The sequence below is a fragment of the Streptomyces sp. NPDC040405 genome (assembly GCF_055595765.1).
Map to the genome: position 1 here is coordinate 418,990 of NZ_JBVIVI010000007.1, position 22,554 is coordinate 441,543.

22 protein-coding genes are annotated in these 22,554 nt (G+C 74.0%); 14 read left to right on the forward strand and 8 right to left on the reverse strand.

What is annotated here, in order from left to right; genetic code table 11:
• Positions 1-88: 88 nt before the first annotated feature.
• Genes ACZ59A_RS28740 through paaA form a run of 5 tightly spaced genes read right to left on the reverse strand, consistent with a single transcriptional unit; the run spans position 89 to position 3,657 of the window.
• Positions 89-1,198: a 2Fe-2S iron-sulfur cluster-binding protein gene (locus ACZ59A_RS28740; RefSeq protein ID WP_470964130.1), complete on the reverse strand. Its 1,110-nt coding sequence runs from the start codon at positions 1,196-1,198 to the stop codon at positions 89-91.
• Positions 1,198-1,716: a 1,2-phenylacetyl-CoA epoxidase subunit PaaD gene (gene paaD / locus ACZ59A_RS28745; RefSeq protein WP_470964133.1), complete on the reverse strand. Its 519-nt coding sequence runs from the start codon at positions 1,714-1,716 to the stop codon at positions 1,198-1,200. The genes ACZ59A_RS28740 and paaD overlap by 1 nt, the downstream gene beginning before the upstream one ends.
• Positions 1,710-2,411, reverse strand: coding sequence for a 1,2-phenylacetyl-CoA epoxidase subunit PaaC (paaC, locus tag ACZ59A_RS28750; RefSeq protein WP_470964136.1), 702 nt, complete (start codon positions 2,409-2,411; stop codon positions 1,710-1,712). The genes paaD and paaC overlap by 7 nt, the downstream gene beginning before the upstream one ends.
• Positions 2,408-2,704 (reverse strand): 1,2-phenylacetyl-CoA epoxidase subunit PaaB, encoded by a 297-nt coding sequence (gene paaB, locus ACZ59A_RS28755; RefSeq protein WP_468043005.1) that lies wholly within the window; start codon positions 2,702-2,704, stop codon positions 2,408-2,410. The genes paaC and paaB overlap by 4 nt, the downstream gene beginning before the upstream one ends.
• The gene (paaA, locus tag ACZ59A_RS28760) at positions 2,701-3,657 is read right to left on the reverse strand and encodes a 1,2-phenylacetyl-CoA epoxidase subunit PaaA (RefSeq protein ID WP_470964139.1); all 957 of its coding nucleotides are present in this window, start codon (positions 3,655-3,657) and stop codon (positions 2,701-2,703) included. Before paaA ends, paaB begins: the two co-directional genes overlap by 4 nt.
• A 253-nt stretch (positions 3,658-3,910) precedes the next feature.
• Between paaA and ACZ59A_RS28765 the strand changes: the two genes are divergently transcribed.
• Entirely contained in the window at positions 3,911-4,582 is a 672-nt protein-coding gene (locus ACZ59A_RS28765) for a DUF5819 family protein (protein ID WP_470964142.1), read from the forward strand.
• Positions 4,579-5,814, forward strand: coding sequence for an HTTM domain-containing protein (locus ACZ59A_RS28770; protein WP_470964145.1), 1,236 nt, complete (start codon positions 4,579-4,581; stop codon positions 5,812-5,814). The genes ACZ59A_RS28765 and ACZ59A_RS28770 overlap by 4 nt, the downstream gene beginning before the upstream one ends.
• Positions 5,815-5,861: 47 nt before the next feature.
• On the opposite strand, the gene ACZ59A_RS28775 is transcribed toward ACZ59A_RS28770, so the two are convergent.
• Positions 5,862-6,752, reverse strand: coding sequence for a sigma-70 family RNA polymerase sigma factor (locus tag ACZ59A_RS28775; protein WP_470964148.1), 891 nt, complete (start codon positions 6,750-6,752; stop codon positions 5,862-5,864).
• 172 nt (positions 6,753-6,924) lie between these two features.
• On the opposite strand from ACZ59A_RS28775, the gene ACZ59A_RS28780 reads away from it, so the two are divergent.
• Complete coding sequence (locus ACZ59A_RS28780; protein ID WP_470964151.1) at positions 6,925-8,076, forward strand: alkene reductase; 1,152 nt, start codon at positions 6,925-6,927, stop codon at positions 8,074-8,076.
• Positions 8,077-8,125: 49 nt separating this feature from the next.
• Positions 8,126-8,899 carry a TrmH family RNA methyltransferase gene (locus ACZ59A_RS28785; protein ID WP_470964153.1) on the forward strand — a complete coding sequence of 258 codons (774 nt, stop codon included), beginning with the start codon at positions 8,126-8,128 and terminating at the stop codon, positions 8,897-8,899.
• Here ACZ59A_RS28785 and paaN read toward each other — a convergent pair.
• Positions 8,896-10,617, reverse strand: coding sequence for a phenylacetic acid degradation protein PaaN (paaN, locus tag ACZ59A_RS28790; protein ID WP_470964156.1), 1,722 nt, complete (start codon positions 10,615-10,617; stop codon positions 8,896-8,898). The genes ACZ59A_RS28785 and paaN overlap by 4 nt on opposite strands.
• Positions 10,618-10,751: 134 nt before the next feature.
• Between paaN and ACZ59A_RS28795 the strand changes: the two genes are divergently transcribed.
• Together ACZ59A_RS28795 and ACZ59A_RS28800 are read left to right on the forward strand one after the other, a co-directional pair.
• A complete protein-coding gene (locus tag ACZ59A_RS28795; RefSeq protein WP_470964158.1) occupies positions 10,752-12,284 on the forward strand; it encodes a 3-hydroxyacyl-CoA dehydrogenase in 1,533 nt (510 codons plus the stop codon).
• A gap of 2 nt (positions 12,285-12,286) precedes the next feature.
• Positions 12,287-12,892 (forward strand): TetR/AcrR family transcriptional regulator, encoded by a 606-nt coding sequence (locus tag ACZ59A_RS28800; RefSeq protein ID WP_470964161.1) that lies wholly within the window; start codon positions 12,287-12,289, stop codon positions 12,890-12,892.
• On the opposite strand, the gene ACZ59A_RS28805 is transcribed toward ACZ59A_RS28800, so the two are convergent.
• On the reverse strand, positions 12,889-13,377 hold the full coding sequence (locus ACZ59A_RS28805) for an Lrp/AsnC family transcriptional regulator (protein WP_468042985.1): 489 nt from the start codon (positions 13,375-13,377) through the stop codon (positions 12,889-12,891). The two genes, ACZ59A_RS28800 and ACZ59A_RS28805, sit on opposite strands and share 4 nt — an antisense overlap.
• Positions 13,378-13,557: 180 nt before the next feature.
• On the opposite strand from ACZ59A_RS28805, the gene pdhA reads away from it, so the two are divergent.
• The 8 genes from pdhA to ACZ59A_RS28845 all read left to right on the forward strand — a co-directional run bounded on the left by pdhA (position 13,558) and on the right by ACZ59A_RS28845 (position 22,539).
• Positions 13,558-14,706, forward strand: coding sequence for a pyruvate dehydrogenase (acetyl-transferring) E1 component subunit alpha (pdhA, locus tag ACZ59A_RS28810; RefSeq protein WP_470964164.1), 1,149 nt, complete (start codon positions 13,558-13,560; stop codon positions 14,704-14,706).
• Positions 14,703-15,737, forward strand: coding sequence for an alpha-ketoacid dehydrogenase subunit beta (locus tag ACZ59A_RS28815; RefSeq protein ID WP_468042982.1), 1,035 nt, complete (start codon positions 14,703-14,705; stop codon positions 15,735-15,737). Before pdhA ends, ACZ59A_RS28815 begins: the two co-directional genes overlap by 4 nt.
• Positions 15,737-17,128 carry a dihydrolipoamide acetyltransferase family protein gene (locus ACZ59A_RS28820; RefSeq protein WP_470964167.1) on the forward strand — a complete coding sequence of 464 codons (1,392 nt, stop codon included), beginning with the start codon at positions 15,737-15,739 and terminating at the stop codon, positions 17,126-17,128. Before ACZ59A_RS28815 ends, ACZ59A_RS28820 begins: the two co-directional genes overlap by 1 nt.
• Positions 17,129-17,267: 139 nt before the next feature.
• Complete coding sequence (locus tag ACZ59A_RS28825) at positions 17,268-18,086, forward strand: NTP transferase domain-containing protein (protein ID WP_470964170.1); 819 nt, start codon at positions 17,268-17,270, stop codon at positions 18,084-18,086.
• Positions 18,083-19,834 carry a molybdopterin molybdotransferase MoeA gene (locus ACZ59A_RS28830; protein WP_470964173.1) on the forward strand — a complete coding sequence of 584 codons (1,752 nt, stop codon included), beginning with the start codon at positions 18,083-18,085 and terminating at the stop codon, positions 19,832-19,834. The genes ACZ59A_RS28825 and ACZ59A_RS28830 overlap by 4 nt, the downstream gene beginning before the upstream one ends.
• Entirely contained in the window at positions 19,831-20,889 is a 1,059-nt protein-coding gene (locus ACZ59A_RS28835) for a potassium channel family protein (protein ID WP_470964176.1), read from the forward strand. Before ACZ59A_RS28830 ends, ACZ59A_RS28835 begins: the two co-directional genes overlap by 4 nt.
• 46 nt (positions 20,890-20,935) lie before the next feature.
• The gene (locus tag ACZ59A_RS28840; protein ID WP_470964179.1) at positions 20,936-21,913 is read left to right on the forward strand and encodes an NAD(P)H-quinone oxidoreductase; all 978 of its coding nucleotides are present in this window, start codon (positions 20,936-20,938) and stop codon (positions 21,911-21,913) included.
• Positions 21,914-22,050: 137 nt separating this feature from the next.
• Positions 22,051-22,539 (forward strand): hypothetical protein, encoded by a 489-nt coding sequence (locus ACZ59A_RS28845; RefSeq protein WP_470964182.1) that lies wholly within the window; start codon positions 22,051-22,053, stop codon positions 22,537-22,539.
• Positions 22,540-22,554: the final 15 nt, after the last annotated feature.

Sequence of the window (22,554 nt, forward strand, 5' to 3'; positions counted from 1 at the left end):
CGCCGCGGCTTGGTCTGACGGCCCGTCAAGATAGAACAGGTTCTAGGAGAAGGGAACGCCCGGAACAGCGCCCGGAGGCGGCGGCCGGTCAGCGGTCGAAGTCCAGCTCCACCCGCTCGCCGACCGGATGGGACTGGCAGGACAGCACATAGCCCGCCTCCACCTCGTCCGGCTCCAGCGCGAAGTTCCGGTCCATCCGCACCTTCCCGGAGACCAGGAACGCCCGGCAGGTCCCGCACACTCCGCCCTTGCAGGCGTACGGCGCGTCCGCGCGATTGCGCAGCACGGTCTCCAGCAGCGGTTCCCCGTCCCGCACCGGCCAGCTGCCCGACCGGCCGTCCAGGGTCGCCGTCACCGTGCTGTGCGAGGGCGCGGCGGCCGGGCGCGGTGCGGGGGAGACGCCCTCGCCGGGGTCCGCCGCCACATGGAAGATCTCCTGATGGACCCGGCCGCGGGGCACCCCGAGCCCGCGCAGCGCCCGCTCGGCGGCGCGCACCAGCCCGTACGGACCGCACAGGAACCAGCCGTCCACCGAGCGGACCGGCAGCAGCGCGGGCAGCAGCCCCGTCAGCCGCTCCTGATCCAGCCGCCCGGACACCAGCCCGGCCTGCTGTTCCTCCCGGGAGAGGGCGCACACCAGCTGGAACCGGTCGGGCCAGCGGTCCTTGAGGTCGGCGATCTCCTCCAGGAACATCGTGGAGGCGGCGGTGCGGTCGCTGCGGATCAGACAGAAGCGGGCCTCGGGCTGCCGCTCCAGCAGGGTGGCGGCGATGGACAGCACGGGCGTGATGCCGCTGCCGCCGACGACCGCGGCGAAGTGGCCGGGCCGGGGGTCGAGCACGAACCGGCCCGCCGGGGCCATCACCTCCACCACCTCCCCGACCGCCAGCTCCTTGAGGGCGTACGTGGAGAACGCGCCGCCCTCGACCATCCGCACCCCCACCCGCAGCAGCTCGGGCCCCTCCGGGCCCGGGGCCGGGGTGCAGATCGAATACGTACGCCGGATCTCCGCGCCGCCGGTGAACCGCCGCACCGCGATGTGCTGTCCGGGGTCAAAGCGGAACGTCTCGCGCAGTGCGGGCGGCACCCGGAGGGTGACGGCCACCGCGTCATCGGTGAGCGGGTCGACGGCCGCCACCCGCAGCGGATGGAACGCGCCGTGGTGGGGCGCGGCGACGGGCACCGCTTCCGCGGCCATCACAACTCCTTGAAGTGGTCGAATGGTTCGCGGCAGGTCTCGCAGCGGCGCAGCGCCTTGCACGCGGTGGAGGAGAAGCGGCTCAGCAGCGTGGTCTCGGCCGAGCCGCAGTGCGGACAGCGCACCGTCAGCGCGACGGGGACCGGCCCGCCCGCGGCCCGCGTGGGCCCGGGCGGCGCTATGCCGGACTCCGCGAGCTTGCGGCGGCCCTCGGCGCTGATCGCGTCCGTCGTCCAGGGCGGGGCGAGCACCGTGCGGACCTCGACCTCGGCCACACCGCGGTCGTGCAGCACCCGCTCGATGTCGGCGGCCATCGTCTCCAGCGCGGGGCAGCCGGTGTAGGTGGGGGTCAGCTCGACCTCGACCCGGCCCGGTGCCAGGACCCGCAGCCCGCGCAGCACGCCCAGCTCGGCGAGGGACACCATCGGCAGCTCCGGGTCCGGCACGGCTCCGGCCAGCCGCCGCAGCTCCTCTTCGAGCGCGGTGGTGCCGGGCGCGTGGGGCGCGGGCGTCACCATGCCGCCCCCGGGTGGCTGCGGTGCAGATGCTGCATCTGCGCGAGCATCGGGCCGAACGGCTCGGTGTGGATGCCCTGGCGCCCGGCCCCGGCCGCCCAGGCGTCGCGCCGCGGCCCCTCGGGCACGCTCAGCGTGGCCCGGTCGAGGACGGCGGTGACGCGCTCCAGCCATGCGCCGTGCAGCGCGGACCACTCGACGTCGCACCCCTCGACCGGCTCGAACAGCTCGCCGGTGAACCGCCACAGCGCGTCCAGCCCCTGGCGCATCCGCCGGTGGCTCTCCTCGGTGCCGTCGCCGAGGCGCAGCGTCCAGTGCTCGGCGTGATCGCGGTGGTAGGCGACCTCCTTGACCGCCTTGGCGGCCAGCGGCGCGAACGGCCCGTCGCCGCGCGCCAGCTCCTCGTACAACAGCTCCTGGTAGGTGGAGAAGTAGAGCTGGCGGGCGATGGTGTGGGCGAAGTCCCCGTTCGGCTGCTCGACCAGCTGGACGTTGCGGAACGCCCGCTCCTCGCGGAGATAGGCCAGCTCGTCCTCGTCGCCGGCGAGGGAGAGCAGCACCCGGGCCTGGCCGAGCAGGTCGAGGGCGATGTTGGCGAGCGCGACATCCTCCTCCAGCACGGGGGCGTGGCCCGCCCACTCCCCCAGCCGGTGGGAGAGCACCAGCGCGTCGTCGCCGAGGGCGAGGGCCGCGGTCACAGGTGCTGCACCCCCTCCGGGATCTCGTAGAACGTGGGGTGCCGGTAAGGCTTGTCGGCGGCGGGCTCGAAGAACGGGTCCTTCTCGTCCGGCGAGGAGGCGGTGACCGAGGCGGAGGGCACCACCCAGATCGAGACGCCCTCCGAGCGGCGGGTGTACAGATCGCGGGCGTTGCGCAGCGCCATCTCCGCGTCCGGGGCGTGCAGGGATCCGGCGTGGGTGTGCGCGAGGCCGCGCCTGCCGCGGACGAACACCTCCCACAGCGGCCATGCGCCGTGTCCGCTGTCGCTCATGCCTGTGCCTTCCCGTGCTTGGCCGCGAACGCCGCGGCCGCCTCGCGCACCCAGGCGCCTTCCTCGTGGGCCCGGCGCCGCTGGGACATCCGCTGCGCGTTGCACGGCCCGTTTCCCCGCAGCACCTCGCCGAACTCGTCCCAGTCGATCGCGCCGAAGTCGTGGTGTCCCCGCTCCTCGTTCCACTTCAGATCGGGGTCGGGGAGGGTGAGGCCGAGGGATTCGGCCTGGGGGACGCAGATGTCGACGAAGCGCTGGCGCAGCTCGTCGTTGGAGTGCCGCTTGATCTTCCAGGCCATCGACTGGGCGGAGTGCGCCGACGCGTCGTCGGGCGGGCCGAACATCATCAGCGACGGCCACCACCAGCGGTCCACCGCGTCCTGGGCCATGGCGTGCTGGGCCTCGGTGCCCCGGCTCAGGGCCAGCAGCAGCTCGTACCCCTGGCGCTGGTGGAAGGACTCCTCCTTGCAGATCCGGACCATCGCGCGGGCGTACGGCCCGTAGGAGCAGCGGCACAGCGGGACCTGGTTGGTGATCGCCGCGCCGTCCACCAGCCAGCCGATGGCGCCCACGTCGGCCCAGGTCAGCGTCGGGTAGTTGAAGATCGACGAGTACTTCTGGCGGCCCGAGTGGAGCTTGTCCAGCAGCTCGTCCCGGCTGGTGCCCAGGGTTTCCGCCGCGCTGTAGAGATACAGGCCGTGGCCCGCCTCGTCCTGGACCTTGGCCATCAGGATCGCCTTGCGCCGCAGCGAGGGGGCGCGGCTGATCCAGTTGGCCTCGGGCTGCATGCCGATGATCTCGGAGTGGGCGTGCTGGGCGATCTGCCGGACCAGGGACGCCCGGTAGTCGTCGGGCATCCAGTCACGCGGCTCGATGCGCTCCTCCGCGGCCAGGGCGGCGTCGAACACCGCCTCGTACGCTCCCGCCCCGGCATCCGCCGCCATCGTTGTCATGCGAAGCCCCTTCGCCATCCGTCCCCGCCGTCCGTCCCGCGACCGGCCCGGCAACCACCAACCGACCGATCGTTCGGTTCAATGGTGTGCCGAGGGAACGTAGGGTGTCAAGCCTGTGGATAACGCCGAGGGTGCTGTGCCGCATGGGCCGCATCGGTAGCGTGCGGGCGGTAGGGACACCCACCGGGGGCTGTGGGCGCGCGGCCGCCCCTGCCGGGTGCGAGGACCTGGACCATCGGGAGCGGGGCGGGGCATGGCGGTAACGGAGCCGGACGACGAGGCGGCGGAACGGCTCGCCGCGCTCTCACTGCCGTCACAGCTGATCGTCGCGGTGGCGGTCGCCGCCGTCGCGGTCGCCGCGGCCCTTCACCTCGGGATGGCGTTCCTGAGCGTCGCGCCGTCCAACACGATCAGCAAGCGGCACGGCGCGGCGATGGACGAGTACACCTATCCGGAATTCGAGCGGAACTGGAAGCTCTTCGCGCCCAATCCGCTCCAGCAGGACATCGCCATTCAGGCCCGCGCCGAGATCCGCACCCCCGAGGGCGGCCTCACGGCCACCGGCTGGACCAGCCTCTCCGCCCAGGACGGTGCCGCCATCCGCCACAACCCGCTGCCCAGCCACACCCAGCAGAACGAACTGCGCCGCGCCTGGGAGTTCTACACCGGCTCGCACGACGCGCGGGAGCGGCCCAATGGCACCCGCGGCAGCCTCTCCGAGCAGTACCTGCGCCGGATCGTCATGCTCCGCCTCGGGCCGAAGCCGGACGGCGGCGCGGTACAGCGCGTTCAGATCCGGTCCGCGACCACACAGCTGGCCGCGCCGCCGTGGAGCGACGAGCAGATCGACACCAAGACCTTCTACCGGACCCTGCCCTGGTGGACGACGACAGAGGCCGACCTTCCGGAGGGGACGAGCCGGTGACGATATCCGCTGTCCAGGCCGCCTTGGCGCGCGGCCACGCCCGCGTCACCGGATCCGCGCTCGGCCCGTACCAGACGGCCGTGGTGCGGATCGGCTTCTCCTTCACCTGGCTGCTCTTCCTGCTCCGCGAATGGCCCCACCGCCGGGAGCTGTACGGCCCCGACGGTCCCTGGAGCTGGGACATGGCCCGTCGGCTGATCGACGGCAACCACGCCTTCACCGCGCTCATGTGGTCCGACAGCGGCCTGTGGTTCGAGACCGTCTACGCCGTCGCCCTCGTCTCGGCCCTGCTGCTCCTGCTCGGCTGGCGCACCCGCACCATGTCCGTGCTGTTCATGCTCGGCGTGCTGTCGCTGCAGAACCGCTCCATCTTCGTGGGCGACGGCGGCGACAACCTCATCCATCTGATGTCGCTCTACCTGGTGCTCACCCGGTGCGGCCAGGTCTGGTCGCTCGACGCCCGCCGCGCCGCCCGCCGCCCGGACGGGCAGGAGCCGCCGCGCGATACGACCGGAATCGTGCTGTGGACGGTCCTGGGACTCGCCCTGGCCGGGGTCCAGCTGTTCGCCGACGCCGGTCCGTCCCCGATCGCCGACGGCCCGCTCCCCGGGCTGGGCTGGGCCACGGTCCTGTGGGGGCTGTGGCTCGTCCAGGGCGGCTGGTGGCTCGCGCGCCGTTACGCGCCGGGGGAGCCGCGCACCGTCCTGGACATGCTCGCCAACCTGGCGCACAACGGCACGCTGGTGGTGATCATGGGCGAGGTGTGTCTGCTCTACGCCTCCGCGGGCTGGTACAAGGTCCAGGGATCGCGCTGGCAGGACGGCACCGCCCTCTACTACCCGCTGCATCTGGACTACTTCTCGCCCTGGCCGTCCCTGGCCGACGCGCTCGCGAGCAGCGGCACCCTGGTGATGCTGCTGACCTACGGCACGGTCATCGTCCAGGTCGCCTTCCCCTTCACCCTGCTGAACCGCCGGGCCAAGAACGTCATGCTGGTGCTGCTGATGCTGGAGCACATCGGCATCGCCGTCGCGCTCGGCCTGCCCTTCTTCTCGCTCGCCGTCATCTCCGCGGACGCGGTGTTCCTGCCGACCGCCTTCCTGCTCTGGACCGGCCGGAAGGCGGCCCGCGCCCGCGACCGGCTGGCCGCGCGCGCCGTCCGCCTGCCCCGGCAGCGGGCGGCGGAGGACGAGGACGACGAGGAGTCCGCCGCCCCCACGCTCACCGGCTGAGCTGCCACCTTCACCGGGCCTGAGCTGGCCCGGCGCGCGGCGGGGCGTCAGCCGTCGAGGACGGCCAGCTCCAGTCCGCGCAGCCGGGCCGGGTCGGCGATCACCTCGTACGCGGTGATCCTCTCGTCCTCGACCGTGAAGGTGAGGACGAGCAGCAGCCGCCCGCGCGGCGCCACGACCACGCCCACCGACCCGTTCACGAGCGCCGGTTCGGCGAACCGCGCCCGGCGCCCGAGCACGGTGGTCTCCTCGGCCACCGCACGCGCCCCGCGGGACGTCGTCGGGACGCCCGGCGGAAGGGCCGCCCGGTCGGCACGGCGTACGACGTCCGGGGCGAGCACCGCCAGCAGCGCTGGCAGGTCGCCGTCGCGCGCGGCGGCGAGGAAGGCGTCCACGGCCCGGCGCTGGGCGGCGAGTCCGGCGGCGGGGACCGCGGGCGTGCCGCGCACCTTGCGGCGCGCGCGGCTGGCGAGCTTCTTCGTGGTCGCCGGGGAGCGCTCCACGACGGGGGCGATCTGGTCGAACGGCACGGCGAAAGCATCGTGCAGGACGAAGGCGATCCGCTCGTCCGGGGCGAGCGTGTCCAGCACCACGAGCAGCGCGCGGCCGACCGAGTCGACCAGGACCGCCTCGCCCTCGGGATCGCCGCCGCCCGTCCCGCCGTCGTCCCGGACCTCGTGGGCCGACTGCCGCTCGATCGGCTCCTCGCGGCGGGAGGAGCGCGAGCGCAGCATGTCCAGGCAGAGCCGGGAGACGACCGTGTGCAGCCAGGCGGGCAGGTTCTCGACCCGGTCGGCGTCCGCGCGGCTGAGCCGCAGCCAGGTCTCCTGGACGGCGTCGTCCGCCTCGCTCAGCGAGCCGAGCATCCGGTAGGCGACCGCCCGCAGCCGGCCGCGGTGGGCCTCGAACCGTTCCGCCAGCCGGTCCTGCTCGTCCATGGGTCACCTTTCGCCGCCGTGCACCGTCACCGTGATGACGCGCGGAACGGGCCTGAGGTGACCGTAGGCGCCCGTCGGCCTGTCCCGCCGCGCGCCGCACGGCGCCCGACACGAAGGCGCCCGAGACGAAGGCGCCCGACACGAAGGCGCCCGAGACGAAGAGGAGACGATCATGGGAACCGCTGTCGCGACAGCCCTCGCCCAGCCGCTGCTGAGCCCGGCGGACCTCGGCGGCCTCACGCTGCCCAACCGGGTGGTGATGGCGCCGGTCACCCGCGCCCGCGCCGCCGGTGACGGGCTGGTGCCGACCGCGATGCACGCGGCGTACTACGGCCAGCGGGCCAGCGCGGGGCTGATCATCGCCGAGGGGACCTGGGTCGGCGAGCAGGCGATCGGCTTCGTCAACGTGCCCGGCGTCTATACCGAGGAGCAGGTGGCCGCGTGGCGGAGGGTCACCGGCGTCGTGCACGCGCTCGGCGGCCGCATCGCGCTCCAGCTGTGGCACACCGGTGCCGCCTCGCACCCCGACCACCTGGGCGGACGGCTGCCCGCCGGGCCCTCGGCGATCAATCCCCGGACGCGGTCCTTCACCTCCGGCGGGTTCAAGGAGACCGTCACGCCCCGGGCCATGACGACGGCCGATATCGCCGCCACGGTCACCGACTTCCGTGCCGCGTCGGAGAACGCCCGGCGGGCCGGGTTCGACGGGGTCGAGATCGGCGCTCTCAGCCCCTACCTGATCGGACAGTTCCTCAACCCCCGGCTGAACCACCGGACGGATGCCTACGGCGGCGACCGAGCAGCCCGGCGAAGGCTGCTGCTGGAGATCGTCGACGCGGCCGCCGTGCCCTGGGGCGGGCAGGGGGTCGGGGTGCGGCTGGGGCCGTACTGGACGGACGGCGACCTGTTCCGGGCGGACGAGGAGACGCTCGCCGACTACGACGCGCTCGTATCCGCGCTGGGCGACCACCCCGTGGCCTATCTGCATCTGCGCGGACGCGACCTCGCCGCTCCGGGCGCCACCGCGGACGCCGTCCCGGACGCCGCTCCCGATACCGGGGAGGTCGCCCGGTACCGGCGGCGGTTCGACGGCCCGCTGATCGCCAACAACGGCTACGACCGCGCCTCGGCGAACGCCCTCATCGACTCGGGGAACGCCGACGCCGTGTCCTTCGCCACCCACTTCATCGCCAACCCGGATCTGGTCACCCGGTTCGCCATGGGCCGCGAGCTGGCGGCCGGGGACCGCGCCACGTACTACACCGGCGGGGCCGACGGCTATGTCGACTATCCCGTCAGCGACTGGCGGGACGGCCTGGGGTGAGCACCGGTGAACCGCCTGGTCACGGCCCTGGCCCCCGTACGCTGAGGGGATGACTGAGGACCAGGCCGCGCACGCCGTGCGGCAGTGGCGCGAGGCGGCCCCCGAGACCGTACTGCTCGACGGCTTCCATGCGCTGAAGCATGCGCTCCGCTTCGGTGCGGAGGTACGGGTCGCGGTCACCAGCGACAAGGCCGCCGCGCTGGAGCTGGCGGCGGAGCTGGCCGGTGATCTCACCGAGGTGATCGCGGACCTCCTGGTGGAGGTGGAGGACGAGGCCCTGCGCGCGCTCGTCCCCCGGATGCACCCCACCCGCGTCGCCGCGCTGGCGGTCAGGCGCGGGCGGCAGGGGAATCTGGACGCCCTGTCGCGGCGGCCCAGGTCCGCACCGGTCGTCGTCTTGGACAACCCCCGCAACCTCGGGAACGTCGGCGCCGTGGTCCGGCTCGCCGCCGGGTTCGGGGCCGCGGGGGTGGTCACCACCGGGGACATCGACCCCTGGCACCCGAATGCCGTGCGTTCGGGTGCGGGCCTCCACTTCGCCACCGCGGTCGAACGGCTGCCGGACGACGCCCTGCCGCCCGGGCCGCTGTACGCCCTGGACGCGGAGGGGGAGGACATCCGGTCCCTGACCATCCCCGATGACGCCCTGCTGGCGTTCGGCTCCGAGCGGCACGGGCTCTCCCCGGAGCTGCGCAAGCGGGCCACCCGGCTGGTGGCCCTCCCCATGCGGCCCCAGGTGTCCAGCTACAACCTGGCCACCAGCGTGGCCATGGCCCTGTTCCACTGGGGAGGACCCGCCGCGCACCCGCAGGACCCGGCCTAGGCCGGGCGCCGCACCTCCACCATGCGGAAGCGGCTCGCCACGAACGCCCCGTCGCACAGCGCGGCGTTGGCCGACGGGTTGCCGCCCGTGCCGTGGAAGTCGGAGAAGGCCGCGGTCTGGTTGACGTACACCCCGCTGGTCAGGTTCAGCGACAGCTGGGCGCACTCCTCCAGACACGCCTCCTCGATCAGCCGCTCCACCTCGGGCGACGTCGTGTACGCGCCGACCGTCATCGCGCCCTTGTCCCGGGTGGTGCGGCGCAGCAGGGCGACCGCGTCCGCCGCCGAGTCGACCGCGACGGCGAAGGACACCGGGCCGAAGCATTCGGAGAGATAGGGCGTGTCCGCGTCCGCCCCCTCCCAGAACTTCCGCGCCCCGTCCGCCTTCACCATCAGCGGCGTGCGCACCGTGGCGTCGGGGAAGTCGGGGTGGGCCACCGCGCGGGAGGCGAGCGCGACCCCGCCGAGCCCGGGTGCGGCCTCCAGCCGCTCCCGCACCCGCGGGCCGACGATCGCGCCGAGCAGCGCGCTCGCCCGCGCGTCGTCGCCCAGCAGCCCGTCGACGGCCGCCGCCAGATCGGCCACCACCTCGTCATAGGACTTGGGGCCCGCGTCGGTGGCGATGCCCTCGCGGGGGATCAGCAGATTCTGCGGGGTGGTGCACATCTGGCCGCTGTAGAGGGACAGGGAGAACGCCAGATTGGCCAGCATGCCCTTGTAGTCGTCGGTGGAGTCGATGACGACCGTGTTGACCCCGGCCTTCTCCGTGAAGACCTGGGCCTGCCGGGCGTGGGTCTCCAGCCAGTCGCCGAAGGCCGTCGAGCCCGTGTAGTCGATGACGCGGATCTCGGGGCGCACGGCGAGGACCTTGGCGATGCCCTCGCCCGCCCGCTCGGCCGCCAGCGCCACCAGATTGGGGTCGAAGCCCGCCTCCCGCAGCACCTCGCGCGCCGTCCGCACCGTCAGCGCGAGCGGCAGCACCGCCTGCGGATGCGGCTTGACCAGCACCGGATTGCCGGTGGCCAGCGAGGCGAACAGGCCCGGGTAGCCGTTCCACGTGGGGAACGTGTTGCAGCCGATCAGCAGCGCGATACCCCGCGGCACGGCGGTGAAGGTCTTGCGCAGCTCCAGCGGATCGCGCTTGCCCTGCGGCTTGGACCAGTCGGCGGCCCCCGGCGTGCGCGTCTGCTCCGCGAACGCGTACGCCACGGCCTCCAGACCGCGGTCCTGGGCGTGCGGGCCGCCCGCCTGGAACGCCATCATGTACGCCTGTCCGCTGGTGTGCATGACCGCCTGCGCGAACTCGTGCGAGCGGGCGCTGATCCGGGCGAGGATCTCCAGGCAGACCATGGCCCGTGCCTCGGGCCCGGCATCCCGCCAGGCGGGCATCCCCGCCCGCATCGCGGGCAGCAGCACATCGAGGTCCGGATGGGGATACTCCATGCCCATCTCGGCGCCGAACGGCGAGACCTCGGAGCCCGCCCAGCCGTCGGTGCCCGGCTGGTCCAGCTCCAGGCGCGTGCCGCGCAGCGCCTCGAAGGCGGCCTGGCCCTCGGCGACGCTCAGGCTCGGGCGCCCGCCCTGGCCCTCCCCGCCGTACGCCTTCGGGTGCTCGGGGTGCGGGGACCAGTAGGCGCGGGTACGGATCGCCTCCAGGGCCTGGTCGAGGGTGGGACGGTGCGTCTTCGTCAACTGGTCTGTGGTGAGTCCGGCGGTCACGGCTGACCAACTCCTCGTCGAGCTGGGATTGAGCTGGGCTGGAAGTGGCGACAGAGTTAGATTAACCGAACGATCGGTCGGGGCAAGAGGGCCCGGCGCACCTGTGGATAACGTCGTCGAAAAGGACCAGCCGCATGACTGCGAGCGACCGTGGGATCCCGCGCACCAGCACCGTAGCCGTCGTCGGCACCGGCACCATGGGCCAGGGAATCGCCCAGGTGGCGCTGGTCGCCGGGCATCCGGTGCGGCTCTATGACGCCGCGCCCGGCCGTGCCGCCCACGCCGCGGACGCCATCGCCGCCCGCCTCGACCGGCTGGTCGCCAAGGGCGCGCTCGCCGCGGCCGACCGCGATGCCGCCCTCGGGCGGCTCGCTCCCGTCGACCACCTCGTGGACCTGGCCGACACCGAGCTGGCCATCGAGGCCGTCCTGGAGGAGCTGGGCGCCAAGCAGCAGCTGTTCACCGCCCTCGAAACCGTCGTCTCCGAGCGCTGTCTGCTCGCCACCAACACCTCCTCCCTCTCCGTCACGGCCGTCGCGGGCGCCCTGCGCCGCCCCGGCCGCCTCGTCGGACTCCACTTCTTCAACCCGGCCCCGGTGCTGCCGCTGGTCGAGGTCGTCCGCGGCTTCGCCACCGACCCGGCCGCCGCCGACCGCGCGTACGACACCGTCGCCGCGTGGGGGAAGACTCCGGTGCGCTGCGCCGACACCCCCGGGTTCATCGTCAACCGGATCGCCCGCCCCTTCTACGCCGAAGCGTTCCGGGGGTACGAGGAGGGCGGCGCCGACCCCGCCACCATCGACGCCGTCCTGCGCGAGTCCGGCGGCTTCCGGATGGGCCCGTTCGAGCTGACCGACCTCATCGGCCAGGACGTGAACGAGGCCGTCACCCGATCCGTCTGGGAATCGCTGTTCCACGATCCGAAGTTCACCCCGTCCCTCGCCCAGCGCCGCCTGGTCGAGGCCGGACTCCACGGGCGCAAGACGGGCCGCGGCTGGTACGACCACGCCGACGGCGCCCCGCGCCCCCGCCCGCACACCGCGGAGCCGTGCGAAGCCCCCGCGAAGATCGCCCTCCATGGGGATCTGGGCCCCGCCGCCGGGCTCGCCTCCCTCATCGAGGAGGCGGGCATCACGCTGTCGCGCGAGCCCGTCGCGGAGGCCGGATCCGGCGGCTTCCTCGCGCTGCCCGACGGCACCCGGCTGTCCCTGACCGACGGCTCCGCCGCCACCACGGACGCGGGCGCCCCCGGCATCCGCTTCGACCTGGCGCTGGACTACCGCACCGCCGCCCGCATCGCCCTCGCCCCTTCCGCGACCGCCGCGCCGGAGGCCGTCGCGGCCGCCACGGGCCTGTTCCAGGCGCTCGGCAAGCAGGTGAGCGTGGTGGGGGACCTGCCGGGGATGATCGTGGCCCGCACCGTCGCGATGCTCGTGGACTTCGCCGCGGACGCCGTCGCCCGCGGGGTGGCGAGCGCCGGGGACATCGACACCGCCATGCGCACCGGCGTCAACTATCCGCGCGGCCCGCTGCACTGGGGGGAGCGGCTCGGCGCCGCCTGGGTGCGCGATGTCCTGAAGAACCTCCACGACGCCTGCCCCACCGGCCGCTACGCCCCCTCCCAGGCCCTGATCCGGCGTGCTGTCACCGAAGGAAAGCTGCTCTAATCATGACCATGGTCAAGCGCGACACCTATACGCCCGAATCGCTGCTCGCGGTCGCCGTGGAGGTGTTCAACGAGCGCGGGTACGACGGCACCTCCATGGAGCATCTCTCCCGCGCCGCGGGGATCTCCAAGTCGTCGATCTACCACCACGTCAAGGGCAAGGAAGAGCTGCTCCGGCGGGCCATAAGCCGTGCGCTGGACGGGCTGTTCGGCATCCTCCGGGAGCCGGGCGCGCGCGACGGCCGGGCGATCGAACGGCTGGAGTACGTCACCCGGCGCACCGCCGAGGTGCTGATGGAGGAGCTGCCCTACGTCACGCTGCTGCTGCGGGTCCGCGGCAACACGGACACCGAGCGGTGGGCCATGGAGCGCCGGAGGGAGTTCGACCACGAGGTCGCCGATCTGCTCAAGCGGGCGGCCGCCGACGGTGATCTGCGCTCCGACGTGGACGTGCGGCTGGCGACCCGGCTGCTCTTCGGCATGATCAACTCGATTGTGGAGTGGTACCGGCCCGGCCGGGGCGGGGCCATCGGCGCCGAGGAGGTGGCCGAGGCCGTCGTCCGTACGGCCTTCGCGGGGCTGCGCGTCCCCGGAAACCAGGACACCTAGACCTCCGGGTCCAGGTCCGTCTCCTCGAAGACCAGCAGGGTGCGGGTGCTCAGCACCTCCGGTATGGCCTGGATCCGGGTGAGGACCAGTTCGCGCAGCGAGCGGTTGTCCTCGGTGTGCACCAGCAGCAGCACATCGAAATCCCCGCTGACCAGGGCGATGTGCGCCGCTCCCGGCAGCAGCCCGAGCTGTTCGCGCACGGTGCGCCAGGAGTTCTGCACGATCTTCAGCGTGATGTACGCGGACGCCCCCTGCCCGGCCCGCTCCTGGTCGACCCGGGCGCTGAAGCCCCGGATCACCCCGTCGTCCAGCAGCCGGTTGATCCGGGCGTAGGCGTTGGCGCGGGAGACGTGCACCTGCTCTGCCACGGAACGTATGGAGGCCCGGCCGTCCGTCCGGAGCAGTCGCAGGATGTCGCGGTCGATGGGGTCCAGCGGGCGCGCGGGAGGCTTGCCGTCCGGATTGGCCATCTGTTCGCCCTGCATACCGCCCCGCCTCCCCTTCATGGACGTCCTGTCTTCATCTCAAGCTGTGCAGAACCGTTTGTCCACAGGCTCGGGTCGCCTGTAGCCAAAATGCGTCAACGACCGAACAATCGGTAGGGGAGGGCGTAGCCGCATGGCACGCCCGCCCTCCAGCAGTCTGCCCGCCCAGGAGGTCGTGTCATGACGGTCCTAGAGCAGCCCGGCGCCTACCACCCCACTCCCCCGCCCGCCTGGCGGCCGCGTACCGACGCCGCACCGCTGCTGCCCGACCCCGAGCCGTACCGCCTGCTGGGCACCTCCGCCGCCGCCGACCTCGACCCCGGCCTGCTGACCAGGCTCCACCGGGAGCTGGTGCACGGCCGCCGTTACAACACCCAGGCCACCGCCCTCACCCGGCAGGGCCGCCTCGCCGTCTATCCCTCCTCGACCGGGCAGGAAGCCTGCCAGGTGGCCGCCGGTCTGGTGCTGGAGGAGCGCGACTGGCTCTTCCCCAGCTACCGGGACACCCTGGCCGCCGTCGTCCGCGGGCTCGACCCCGTCCGGGCCCTCACCCTGCTGCGCGGCGACTGGCACTCGGGCTACGACCCCCGGGAGCACCGGGTCGCCCCGCTGAGCACCCCGCTGGCCACCCAGCTGCCGCACGCGGTCGGCCTGGCCCACGCCGCGCGCCTCAAGGGCGACGGCGTCGTGGCGCTCGCCCTGGTCGGCGACGGCGGCACCAGCGAAGGCGACTTCCACGAGGCGCTCAATTTCGCGGCCGTCTGGCAGGCGCCCGTCGTCTTCCTCGTCCAGAACAACGGCTTCGCGATCTCCGTCCCGCTCGCCAAGCAGACCGCCGCCCCCTCCCTGGCCCACAAGGCGGTCGGCTACGGGATGCCCGGCCGGCTCGTCGACGGCAACGACGCGGCCGCCGTGCACCAGGTCCTCGGCGAGGCCGTCCGCCGGGCCCGCGGCGGTGGCGGCCCCACCCTGGTCGAGGCCGTCACCTACCGGATCGACGCCCACACCAACGCCGACGACGCCACCCGCTACCGCTCCGACGCCGAGGTCGAGGCGTGGCGCGACCACGACCCGATCGTGCTCCTGGAGGCGGCCCTGCGGGACCGCGGGCTGCTGGACGACGAGGGCTGCCAGGCCGTGCGCGACTCCGCCGAGCGGCTCGCCGCCGATCTGCGGACCCGCATGCACCAGGACCCGGTCCTCGACCCCCTGGAGCTGTTCGAGCACGTCTACGCCGAGAAGACCAGCCAGCTGCGGGAGCAGGCGGCGCAGCTGCGGGCCGAGCTGGACGCCGAAGCCGGTTCCGGGCAGGCCGAGGGGGAGCGATGACCACCGCCACCGACCGCAAGCCCGCCACCATGGCCCAGGCCCTCGGCCGGGCGCTGCGCGACGCCATGGCCGCCGATCCGGCGGTCCATGTCATGGGCGAGGACGTCGGCACCCTGGGCGGCGTCTTCCGGATCACCAATGGGCTCGCCGAGGAGTTCGGCGACGACCGCTGTACGGATACGCCGCTGGCGGAGGCGGGCATCCTGGGCACCGCCGTGGGCATGGCCATGTACGGGCTGCGGCCCGTGGTCGAGATGCAGTTCGACGCCTTCGCCTATCCCTCCTTCGAGCAGCTCGTCAGCCATGTCTCCCGGATGCGCAACCGCACCAGGGGCGCGGTGCCGCTGCCGCTCACCGTGCGCGTGCCGTACGGGGGCGGCATCGGCGGCGTCGAGCACCACAGCGACTCCTCCGAGGCGTACTACATGGCCACCCCCGGCCTCCATGTCGTCGCCCCGGCGACCGTCGCCGACGCGTACGGGCTGCTGCGGGCGGCCATCGCCTCCGACGATCCGGTCGTCTTCCTCGAACCCAAGCGGCTGTACTGGTCCAAGGCCGACTGGGACCCCGACCACCCGGCCGAGGTCCCGCCGATCGGGCGGGCGGTGGTCCACCCGGGGACCGGCGGGGGCCGGAGCGCCACGCTGATCTCGTACGGCCCCTCCGTCCCGGTGTGTCTCGAAGCCGCCGAGGCGGCGCGGGCCGAGGGCTGGCAGCTGGAGGTCGTCGACCTGCGCTCGCTCGTCCCCTTCGACGACGACACCGTGTGCGCCTCCGTGCGCCGCACCGGGCGGGCGGTCGTCGTCCACGAGGCCGCCGGTTTCGGGGGCCCCGGCGGCGAGATCGCCGCCCGCGTCACCGAGCGGTGCTTCCACCACCTGGAGGCGCCGGTGCTGCGGGTCGCCGGGTTCGACATCCCGTATCCGCCGCCGATGCTCGAACGGCACCATCTGCCCGGCGTGGACCGCGTGCTGGACGCCGTCGCCCGGCTCCAGTGGGAGTCGGAGTGGACCGAGGGGAGCACGGTCTGATGGCTGTCGTGCGGGAGTTCGCGCTGCCCGACCTCGGGGAGGGGCTCACCGGGGCGGAGATCGTGCGCTGGCTGGTCGAGGTCGGCGATGTCGTCACGGTCGACCAGCCGGTCGTGGAGGTCGAGACCGCGAAGGCCATGGTGGACGTGCCGTGCCCGTATGCCGGGGTGGTGACGGCGCGCTTCGGGGAGGAGGGCGCTGAGCTTCCGGTGGGCGCGCCGCTGCTGACCGTGGCGTCCTCCGGTGTGTCCGGTGTGCCAGGTGGGGGTGGTGATTCCGTTGAGGCCGGTGGTTCCGGCAAGGGGCTCGTGGCATCCGGCTCGGAAGACCCCGGGTCTTCCGGCCAGCGGAGCGCGGTGAGCGGCTCCGCCGAGGCCGAGGGGTCCGGCAATGTGCTCGTCGGCTACGGCACGGGCGCCCCCGCCGGGCGGCGGCGCAGGGTGCGTCCCGCCCAACGGCTTGCCCACGCATCCGCCGACGCGCCTGCCAACGGACAGATGGTGACCAAGGGTGCGACGGATCCCGTCCCGGTGATCTCTCCCCTGGTCCGGCGGCTTGCCCGGCAGCACGGCATCGACCTGCGGCAGCTGGTGGGCTCCGGACCCGAGGGCCTGATCCTGCGGGCCGACGTCGAACGGGCCGTCCCCGGGGCGGCGGAGACGACCGGCGAGGCGCGCGGGGAGCGCCCGGAGCGGGCCGAGCGCGGGGAGCGCATCCCCCTGCGCGGGGTGCGCGGCGCCGTGGCCGACAAGCTCGCGCGCAGCCGCCGCGAGATCCCCGACGCGACCTGCTGGGTGGACGCCGACGCGACCGAGCTGCTCGCCGCCCGCACCGCCATGAACGCCACCGGCGGGCCCAAGATCTCCGTGCTCGCCCTGCTGGCCCGCATCTGCACGGCGGCCCTCGCGCGCTTCCCCGACCTGAACGCCACGGTGGACATGGACCGCCGGGAGGTGGTCCGGCTCAGCGACGTGCACCTCGGGTTCGCCGCGCAGACGGACCGCGGCCTCGTCGTCCCCGTCGTGCGCGACGCCCATACGCGCAGCGTCGAGGGGCTGGCCACCGAGATCGCGCGCCTGACCGAGACCGCGCGAGCGGGCTCGCTGTCCCCCTCCGACCTCACGGGAGGCACGTTCACGCTGAACAACTACGGCGTGTTCGGGGTCGACGGTTCCACCCCGATCATCAACCACCCCGAGGCGGCCATGCTTGGCGTCGGGCGGATCGCCGCCAAGCCGTGGGTGCACGACGGCGAGCTGGCGGTGCGCCAGGTCGTGCAGCTGTCGTTCACGTTCGACCACCGGGTGTGCGACGGCGGGACGGCGGGCGGGTTCCTGCGGTACGTGGCGGACTGCGTCGAGCAGCCCTCGGTGCTGCTGCGGGGGTTGTAGGGCGTGTCCGCAGGGTCGCGCCGGATCAGCCCGCGGCGTCAGGGCACACCTCCCAGCGCCCGCCCCGCCGTCTCCCCGCCGGGCAGAGAGGGGGCACCTGCCCTCGGTAGCCGCATACCCGAGCGGCCATACTCGGGGGGTGACGTATGACGCGGTGATCCTGGCCGGGGGTGCCGCCCGGCGGCTCGGGGGTGTGGACAAGCCCGCGCTGCGCGTGGGCGGGCAGGCCCTGCTGGACCGGGTGCTGGGGGCGTGCCGGGGTGCCGGGCGGACCGTTGTCGTCGGGCCGCGTCGGCCCACCGTACGGCCCGTGCGGTGGGCGCGGGAGGAGCCGCCCGGGGGCGGACCGGTCGCGGCGGTCGACGCGGGCGTGCGGGGGACCACCGCCCCCGTCGTCCTCCTGCTCTCCGCCGACCTGCCGTTTCTCACCGGGGAGACCGTGCAGGCCCTGTTCGCCGGGCTCGGGCAGGCCGACGGCGCCGTGCTCATCGACCCCGACGGGCGCGAGCAGCCCCTCGTCGCCGCCTACCGCGCCGAACCGCTGCGGCGTGAGATCGCCCTGCTCGCCACCGAGCACGGCGGCCTCGGCGGGCTGCCGCTCCGGCTGCTCACCGCCGAGCTGAATCTCCGCCACATCCCGCACGCCACGGCGTCGTTCGACTGCGACACCTGGGAGGACATCACGACAGCCCGTGCGCGGATCAGGGAGCATGGTCGGGTGCTGGAAGAATGGATTGCCGCAGTCAAAGCGGAACTGGGAATCGACCTCGATGTCGACACCGCCGCCCTCCTCGACCTGGCCCGGGACGCCGCGCACGGTGTCGCCCGGCCCGCCGCCCCGCTGACCACGTTCCTCGTCGGCTATGCCGCCGCGCAGCAGGGCGGCGGTCCCGAGGCCCTGGCCGCCGCCAGCCGCAAGGCGGCGGCCCTGGCGGCGCGTTGGGCTGACGAGGAATGACGCGTCGGGATCCCCGTCCCGGGGGCGCCGACAAGCTCGACCGCCAGGTGGACGAGGCCCTGGCCCTCGCCAATGAGAAGGCCACCGCCCAACGGGCCTCGCCACCGCCGGATGTGCCGGACCCCGAGCTGGGCTGGCCCCCGCCGAGCGTGGCGCGCACGATCCGGCACGGCGTCCGCGAGCCCGAGGCGTCCGCCGAGGACGAGCCCGACGAGGCGCTGGGCTGGCCCCCGCCGAGTATCAGGCCACCGGGCGGCGGGCAGCCGCGCCCGGGAGGGCGCCGGGGCGCGAGGGTCGTGGACACTGGCCTGGACAACGACCTGCTGGACAACGATCTGGACGTGTGGCGCCGTGGAGTCCCGGACGACTCCGCGCCCGCCCCCGGTCCCGTACGCGACACCCAGCCCGTGCCCGACGACACCGCATCACCTGAGGCCCCCCTGACTTCCTGGCCCGACGCCCGCCGCATCGCCGCCCGCGCCCCCGCCAGGGCCGTCGCCAAGGCGGCGCCCGTCCCGCGGGCGCTGGACGACGCGCTCGGGCACGTCCTCGCCGAGCCCCTCACCGCGCTGACCGATCTGCCGCCGTTCGACACGTCCGCCATGGACGGCTGGGCCCTCGCCGGGCCCGGCCCGTGGCGGCTCACGGCGGGCCGGGCGGGGCGCGGGATACTGGCGGGGACCGGCGCGGTCGACCCGCTGTCCGACGGGCACGCCGTGCAGATCGCCACCGGCGCCCGGATCCCGCCCGGCGCCACCGCCGTGCTGCGGACGGAGTACGGCGCGGACACCGGCGACGGCTGGCTGCACGCGGCGAAGGCGCCGCAGCCGGTCGGCTTCGGGCAGGACATCCGCCCCCGGGGCCAGGAGTGCCGCAGCGGTGATCAGCTGCTGCCCGCGGGCACCCGGATCACCCCCGCCGTGCTGGGGCTCGCGGCCGCCGCCGGGTACGACGAGGTGGCGACCGTCCGCAGGCCGCGGGTGGAGGTGCTGGTCCTCGGGGACGAGCTGCTGCACCGGGGGCTGCCCCGCGAGGGCGGCATCCGGGACGCGCTCGGGCCGATGCTGGGGCCGTGGCTGCGGGCGCTGGGCGCGGAGGTGTCGGCCACTCGCCGGGTCGCCGACCAGGAGGACGCGCTGTACGCGGCGATCCGCGGCTCGTCGGCGGACCTGGTGGTGACCACGGGCGGCACGGCGGCGGGCCCGGTGGACCATGTGCACCCCACGCTGCACCGGCTGGGGGCCGAGCTGCTGGTGGACGGGGTGGAGGTGCGGCCGGGCCATCCGATGCTGCTGGCCCGCCTCGGGCCCGAACGGCATCTGGTCGGCCTGCCGGGCAATCCGCTGGCCGCCGTATCGGGGCTGCTGACGCTCGCGGAGCCGCTGTTGCGGACGCTGACGGGCCGCCCCGCGCCCGAGCGCCGCCCGGCCCCGCTGGCCGAGACGGTGGCCGGGCATCCGCACAACACCCGGCTGGTGCCGGTGGCGTTCCGGTACGACGAGGCGCGGCCGCTGCGCTTCAGCGGTCCGGCGATGCTGCGCGGCGTCGCGGTCGCGGACGGTCTCGCGGTGATCCCGCCGGGCGGCGCCGGGCGCGGCGCGGAGGTCGAGGTGCTGGAGCTGCCCTGGCCGAGCGGCACCCAAGGCCCCGACGGGAGCGCCGGAAACGCCGGAAACGCCGGGAGCGGCGGCGGCAGAGGCCGGCGGGACGACGACGATGGCATACGCACCCAGGAGGGCCAGGCGTGAAGCTGCCCAGTCATGACGCGGCGGCCCGTACGCCACCCGAGGACACCGGCCACCGCGTCCAACTGCCGCGTTACCCGGACGGCCCGCTGCGCCAGGTGGGCCGCCGACTGCTGCTGGCGCTGCTCGTCCTGGTGCTGACGGTCCTGATCGTCTACCTGGACCGGGCCGGGTACCACGACAACGCCGACGACAGCGTCGACTTCCTCGACGCCGTGTACTACTCCACCGTGACGCTGTCCACGACCGGCTACGGCGACATCGTCCCGTACAGCGACAGCGCCCGGCTCACCAACGTTCTGCTGGTCACCCCGCTGCGCGTGCTGTTCCTGATCATCCTGGTCGGCACCACGCTCGAAGTCCTCGCCGAGCGCACCCGCGAGCAATACCGCCTGAACCGCTGGAGGTCCGCCTTGCGTGATCACACCGTCGTCATCGGCTTCGGCACCAAGGGCCGCTCCGCCGTCCAGACGCTCTGCGCGGGCGGGCTGCCCAAGGGCCGGGTCGTGGTGGTCGATCCGAACCACAAGGTGATCGAGTCCGCCACCTCGGAGGGGTTCGCGGGCGTGGTGGGGGACGCGACCCGCAGCGATGTGCTGGTGCGGGCGGAGGCGCACCGGGCCCGCCAGTTCGTGATCGCGACCCAGCGGGACGATACGGCGGTGCTGGTCACGCTGACCGCGCGGCAGCTCAACAAGAGCGCGAACATCGTGGCGGCGGTGCGCGAGGAGGAGAACGCGCCGCTGCTGCGCCAGTCCGGCGCCGACGCGGTGATCACGAGCGCGAGCGCGGCCGGACGGCTGCTGGGGATGAGCGTGCAGTCGCCGACCGCGGGGGCGGTGATCGAGGACCTGATCCAGCAGGGCAGCGGTCTGGACCTGGTGGAGCGCACGGTGGTGAAGTCCGAGGTGGGCAGGTCGGTGCGGGATACGGACGACCTGGTGGTGTCCGTACGGCGCGGGCATCGCCTGCTGGCGTACGACGACCCCGACGCGAGCCCGTTGCAGGCCGCCGACCGGCTGATCACCATCGTTCGCGCGCCGCTGGCCCAGGAGTAGCCCGGCGCCCGGGGGTAGCCCGGCGCCCAGGAGTAGCCTCGCGGCCATGCATGCGATCACCATTCCTGAACCCGGCGGCCCCGACGCGCTCCAGTGGACGGAGGTGCCCGACCCCGCGCCCGGCGAGGGGGAGGTCCTGGTCGAGGTCGTGGCCAGTGGCGTCAACCGCGCCGATGTGATGCAGCGGCAGGGCCACTATCCGCCGCCGCCCGGCGCCCCCGAGTACCCCGGCCTGGAGTGCTCGGGCCGGATCGTGGAGCTGGGCCCCGGCGTCAGCGGCTGGTCGGTGGGCGACGAGGTCTGCGCGCTGCTGGCGGGCGGCGGGTACGCCGGGAAGGTGGCGGTCCCGGCGGGGCAGCTGCTGCCGGTGCCCGACGGCGTCGACCTGGTCACCGCCGCCGGGCTGCCCGAAGTGACCGCGACCGTATGGTCGAACGTCTTCATGATCGCCCATCTGCGGCCGGGCGAGACGCTGTTGGTGCACGGCGGGTCGAGCGGCATCGGCACCATGGCCATCCAGCTCGCGAAGGCGGCCGGGGCGCGCGTGGTGGTCACGGCCGGGTCGGCGGAGAAGCTGGCGGCCTGCCGGGAGCTGGGGGCCGATGTGCTGATCAACTACCGCGAGCAGGACTTCGTCGAGGAGGTCCGCGCGGCCACCGACGGCGCCGGGGCGGACGTCATCCTGGACATCGTCGGGGCGAAGTACCTGGCCCGGAACGTGGACGCGCTGGCGGTCAACGGACGGCTGGCGATCATCGGCCTGCAGGGCGGCGCGAAGGCCGAGCTGAACCTGGTCAAGCTGCTGGGCAAGAACGGCGCGGTCACCGCAGCCGGGCTGCGGGGCCGTCCGCTCGGCGAGAAGGCGGCCATCGTCGCGGCGGTACGGGAGCACGTCTGGCCGCTGATCGGCAGCGGCCGTATCCGCGCGATCGTGGACCGTACGCTGCCGATGCGGGAGGCCGCGGAGGCGCACCGGTGGCTGGAGTCCAGCGGGCATGTGGGCAAGGTGCTGCTGACGGTCTGAGCGCGGCCCGGAACCAGTCCGCACCCGGATCCGGATCCGGGTGCGGTGGCCTGTTCGGCCCCGCCCGGAATGCCCGGCCCGTCCCGCCGTGTGACGCTCGTCCGTGAGGCGACAGCCCGGCACGGGAGGTGACGACCGTGAACCGCGCATTCCGCATCCTGCCCGCGACGGCCCTGGTGACGGGCGCCGCCCTGTTCGCCGTCCTCGCGGGCGCCGCCCCGCAGGCGGTGGCGTACGCCGACGACGACGGCGGCCTGGCGGGGACCCACGCCGGGGAGGGCCGGGCCCACCCCGGCCGGAGCGAGGCCCCCACCACCGCGCCCAACCCCTCGGCCGACACCGCACGGCCCCCGGGCACCCCGACCGACCCGGGGGGGCGGGACCAGGCCGACCCGCGCGTGCCGCTGGTTCCGGACCGGACACCGTCCTCGCTACGGCTCCCCCGAGAGCAGCAGCGGCGCGGGGCGCGGGAGCTGCCCCAGGATGATCGTCCGTACGCCACCGAGCGGACCGCCGCGTCGCCCGGCGACCGGACGTCGCGGGTGCTGCCGCTGGGCACCGGCCTGGCGCTGACCGGGCTGGGGCTCGGCCTGACCCTCCTCGGCCTGCGGCTGCGGCGTCGCTGAGGAGGCGGACGGTCC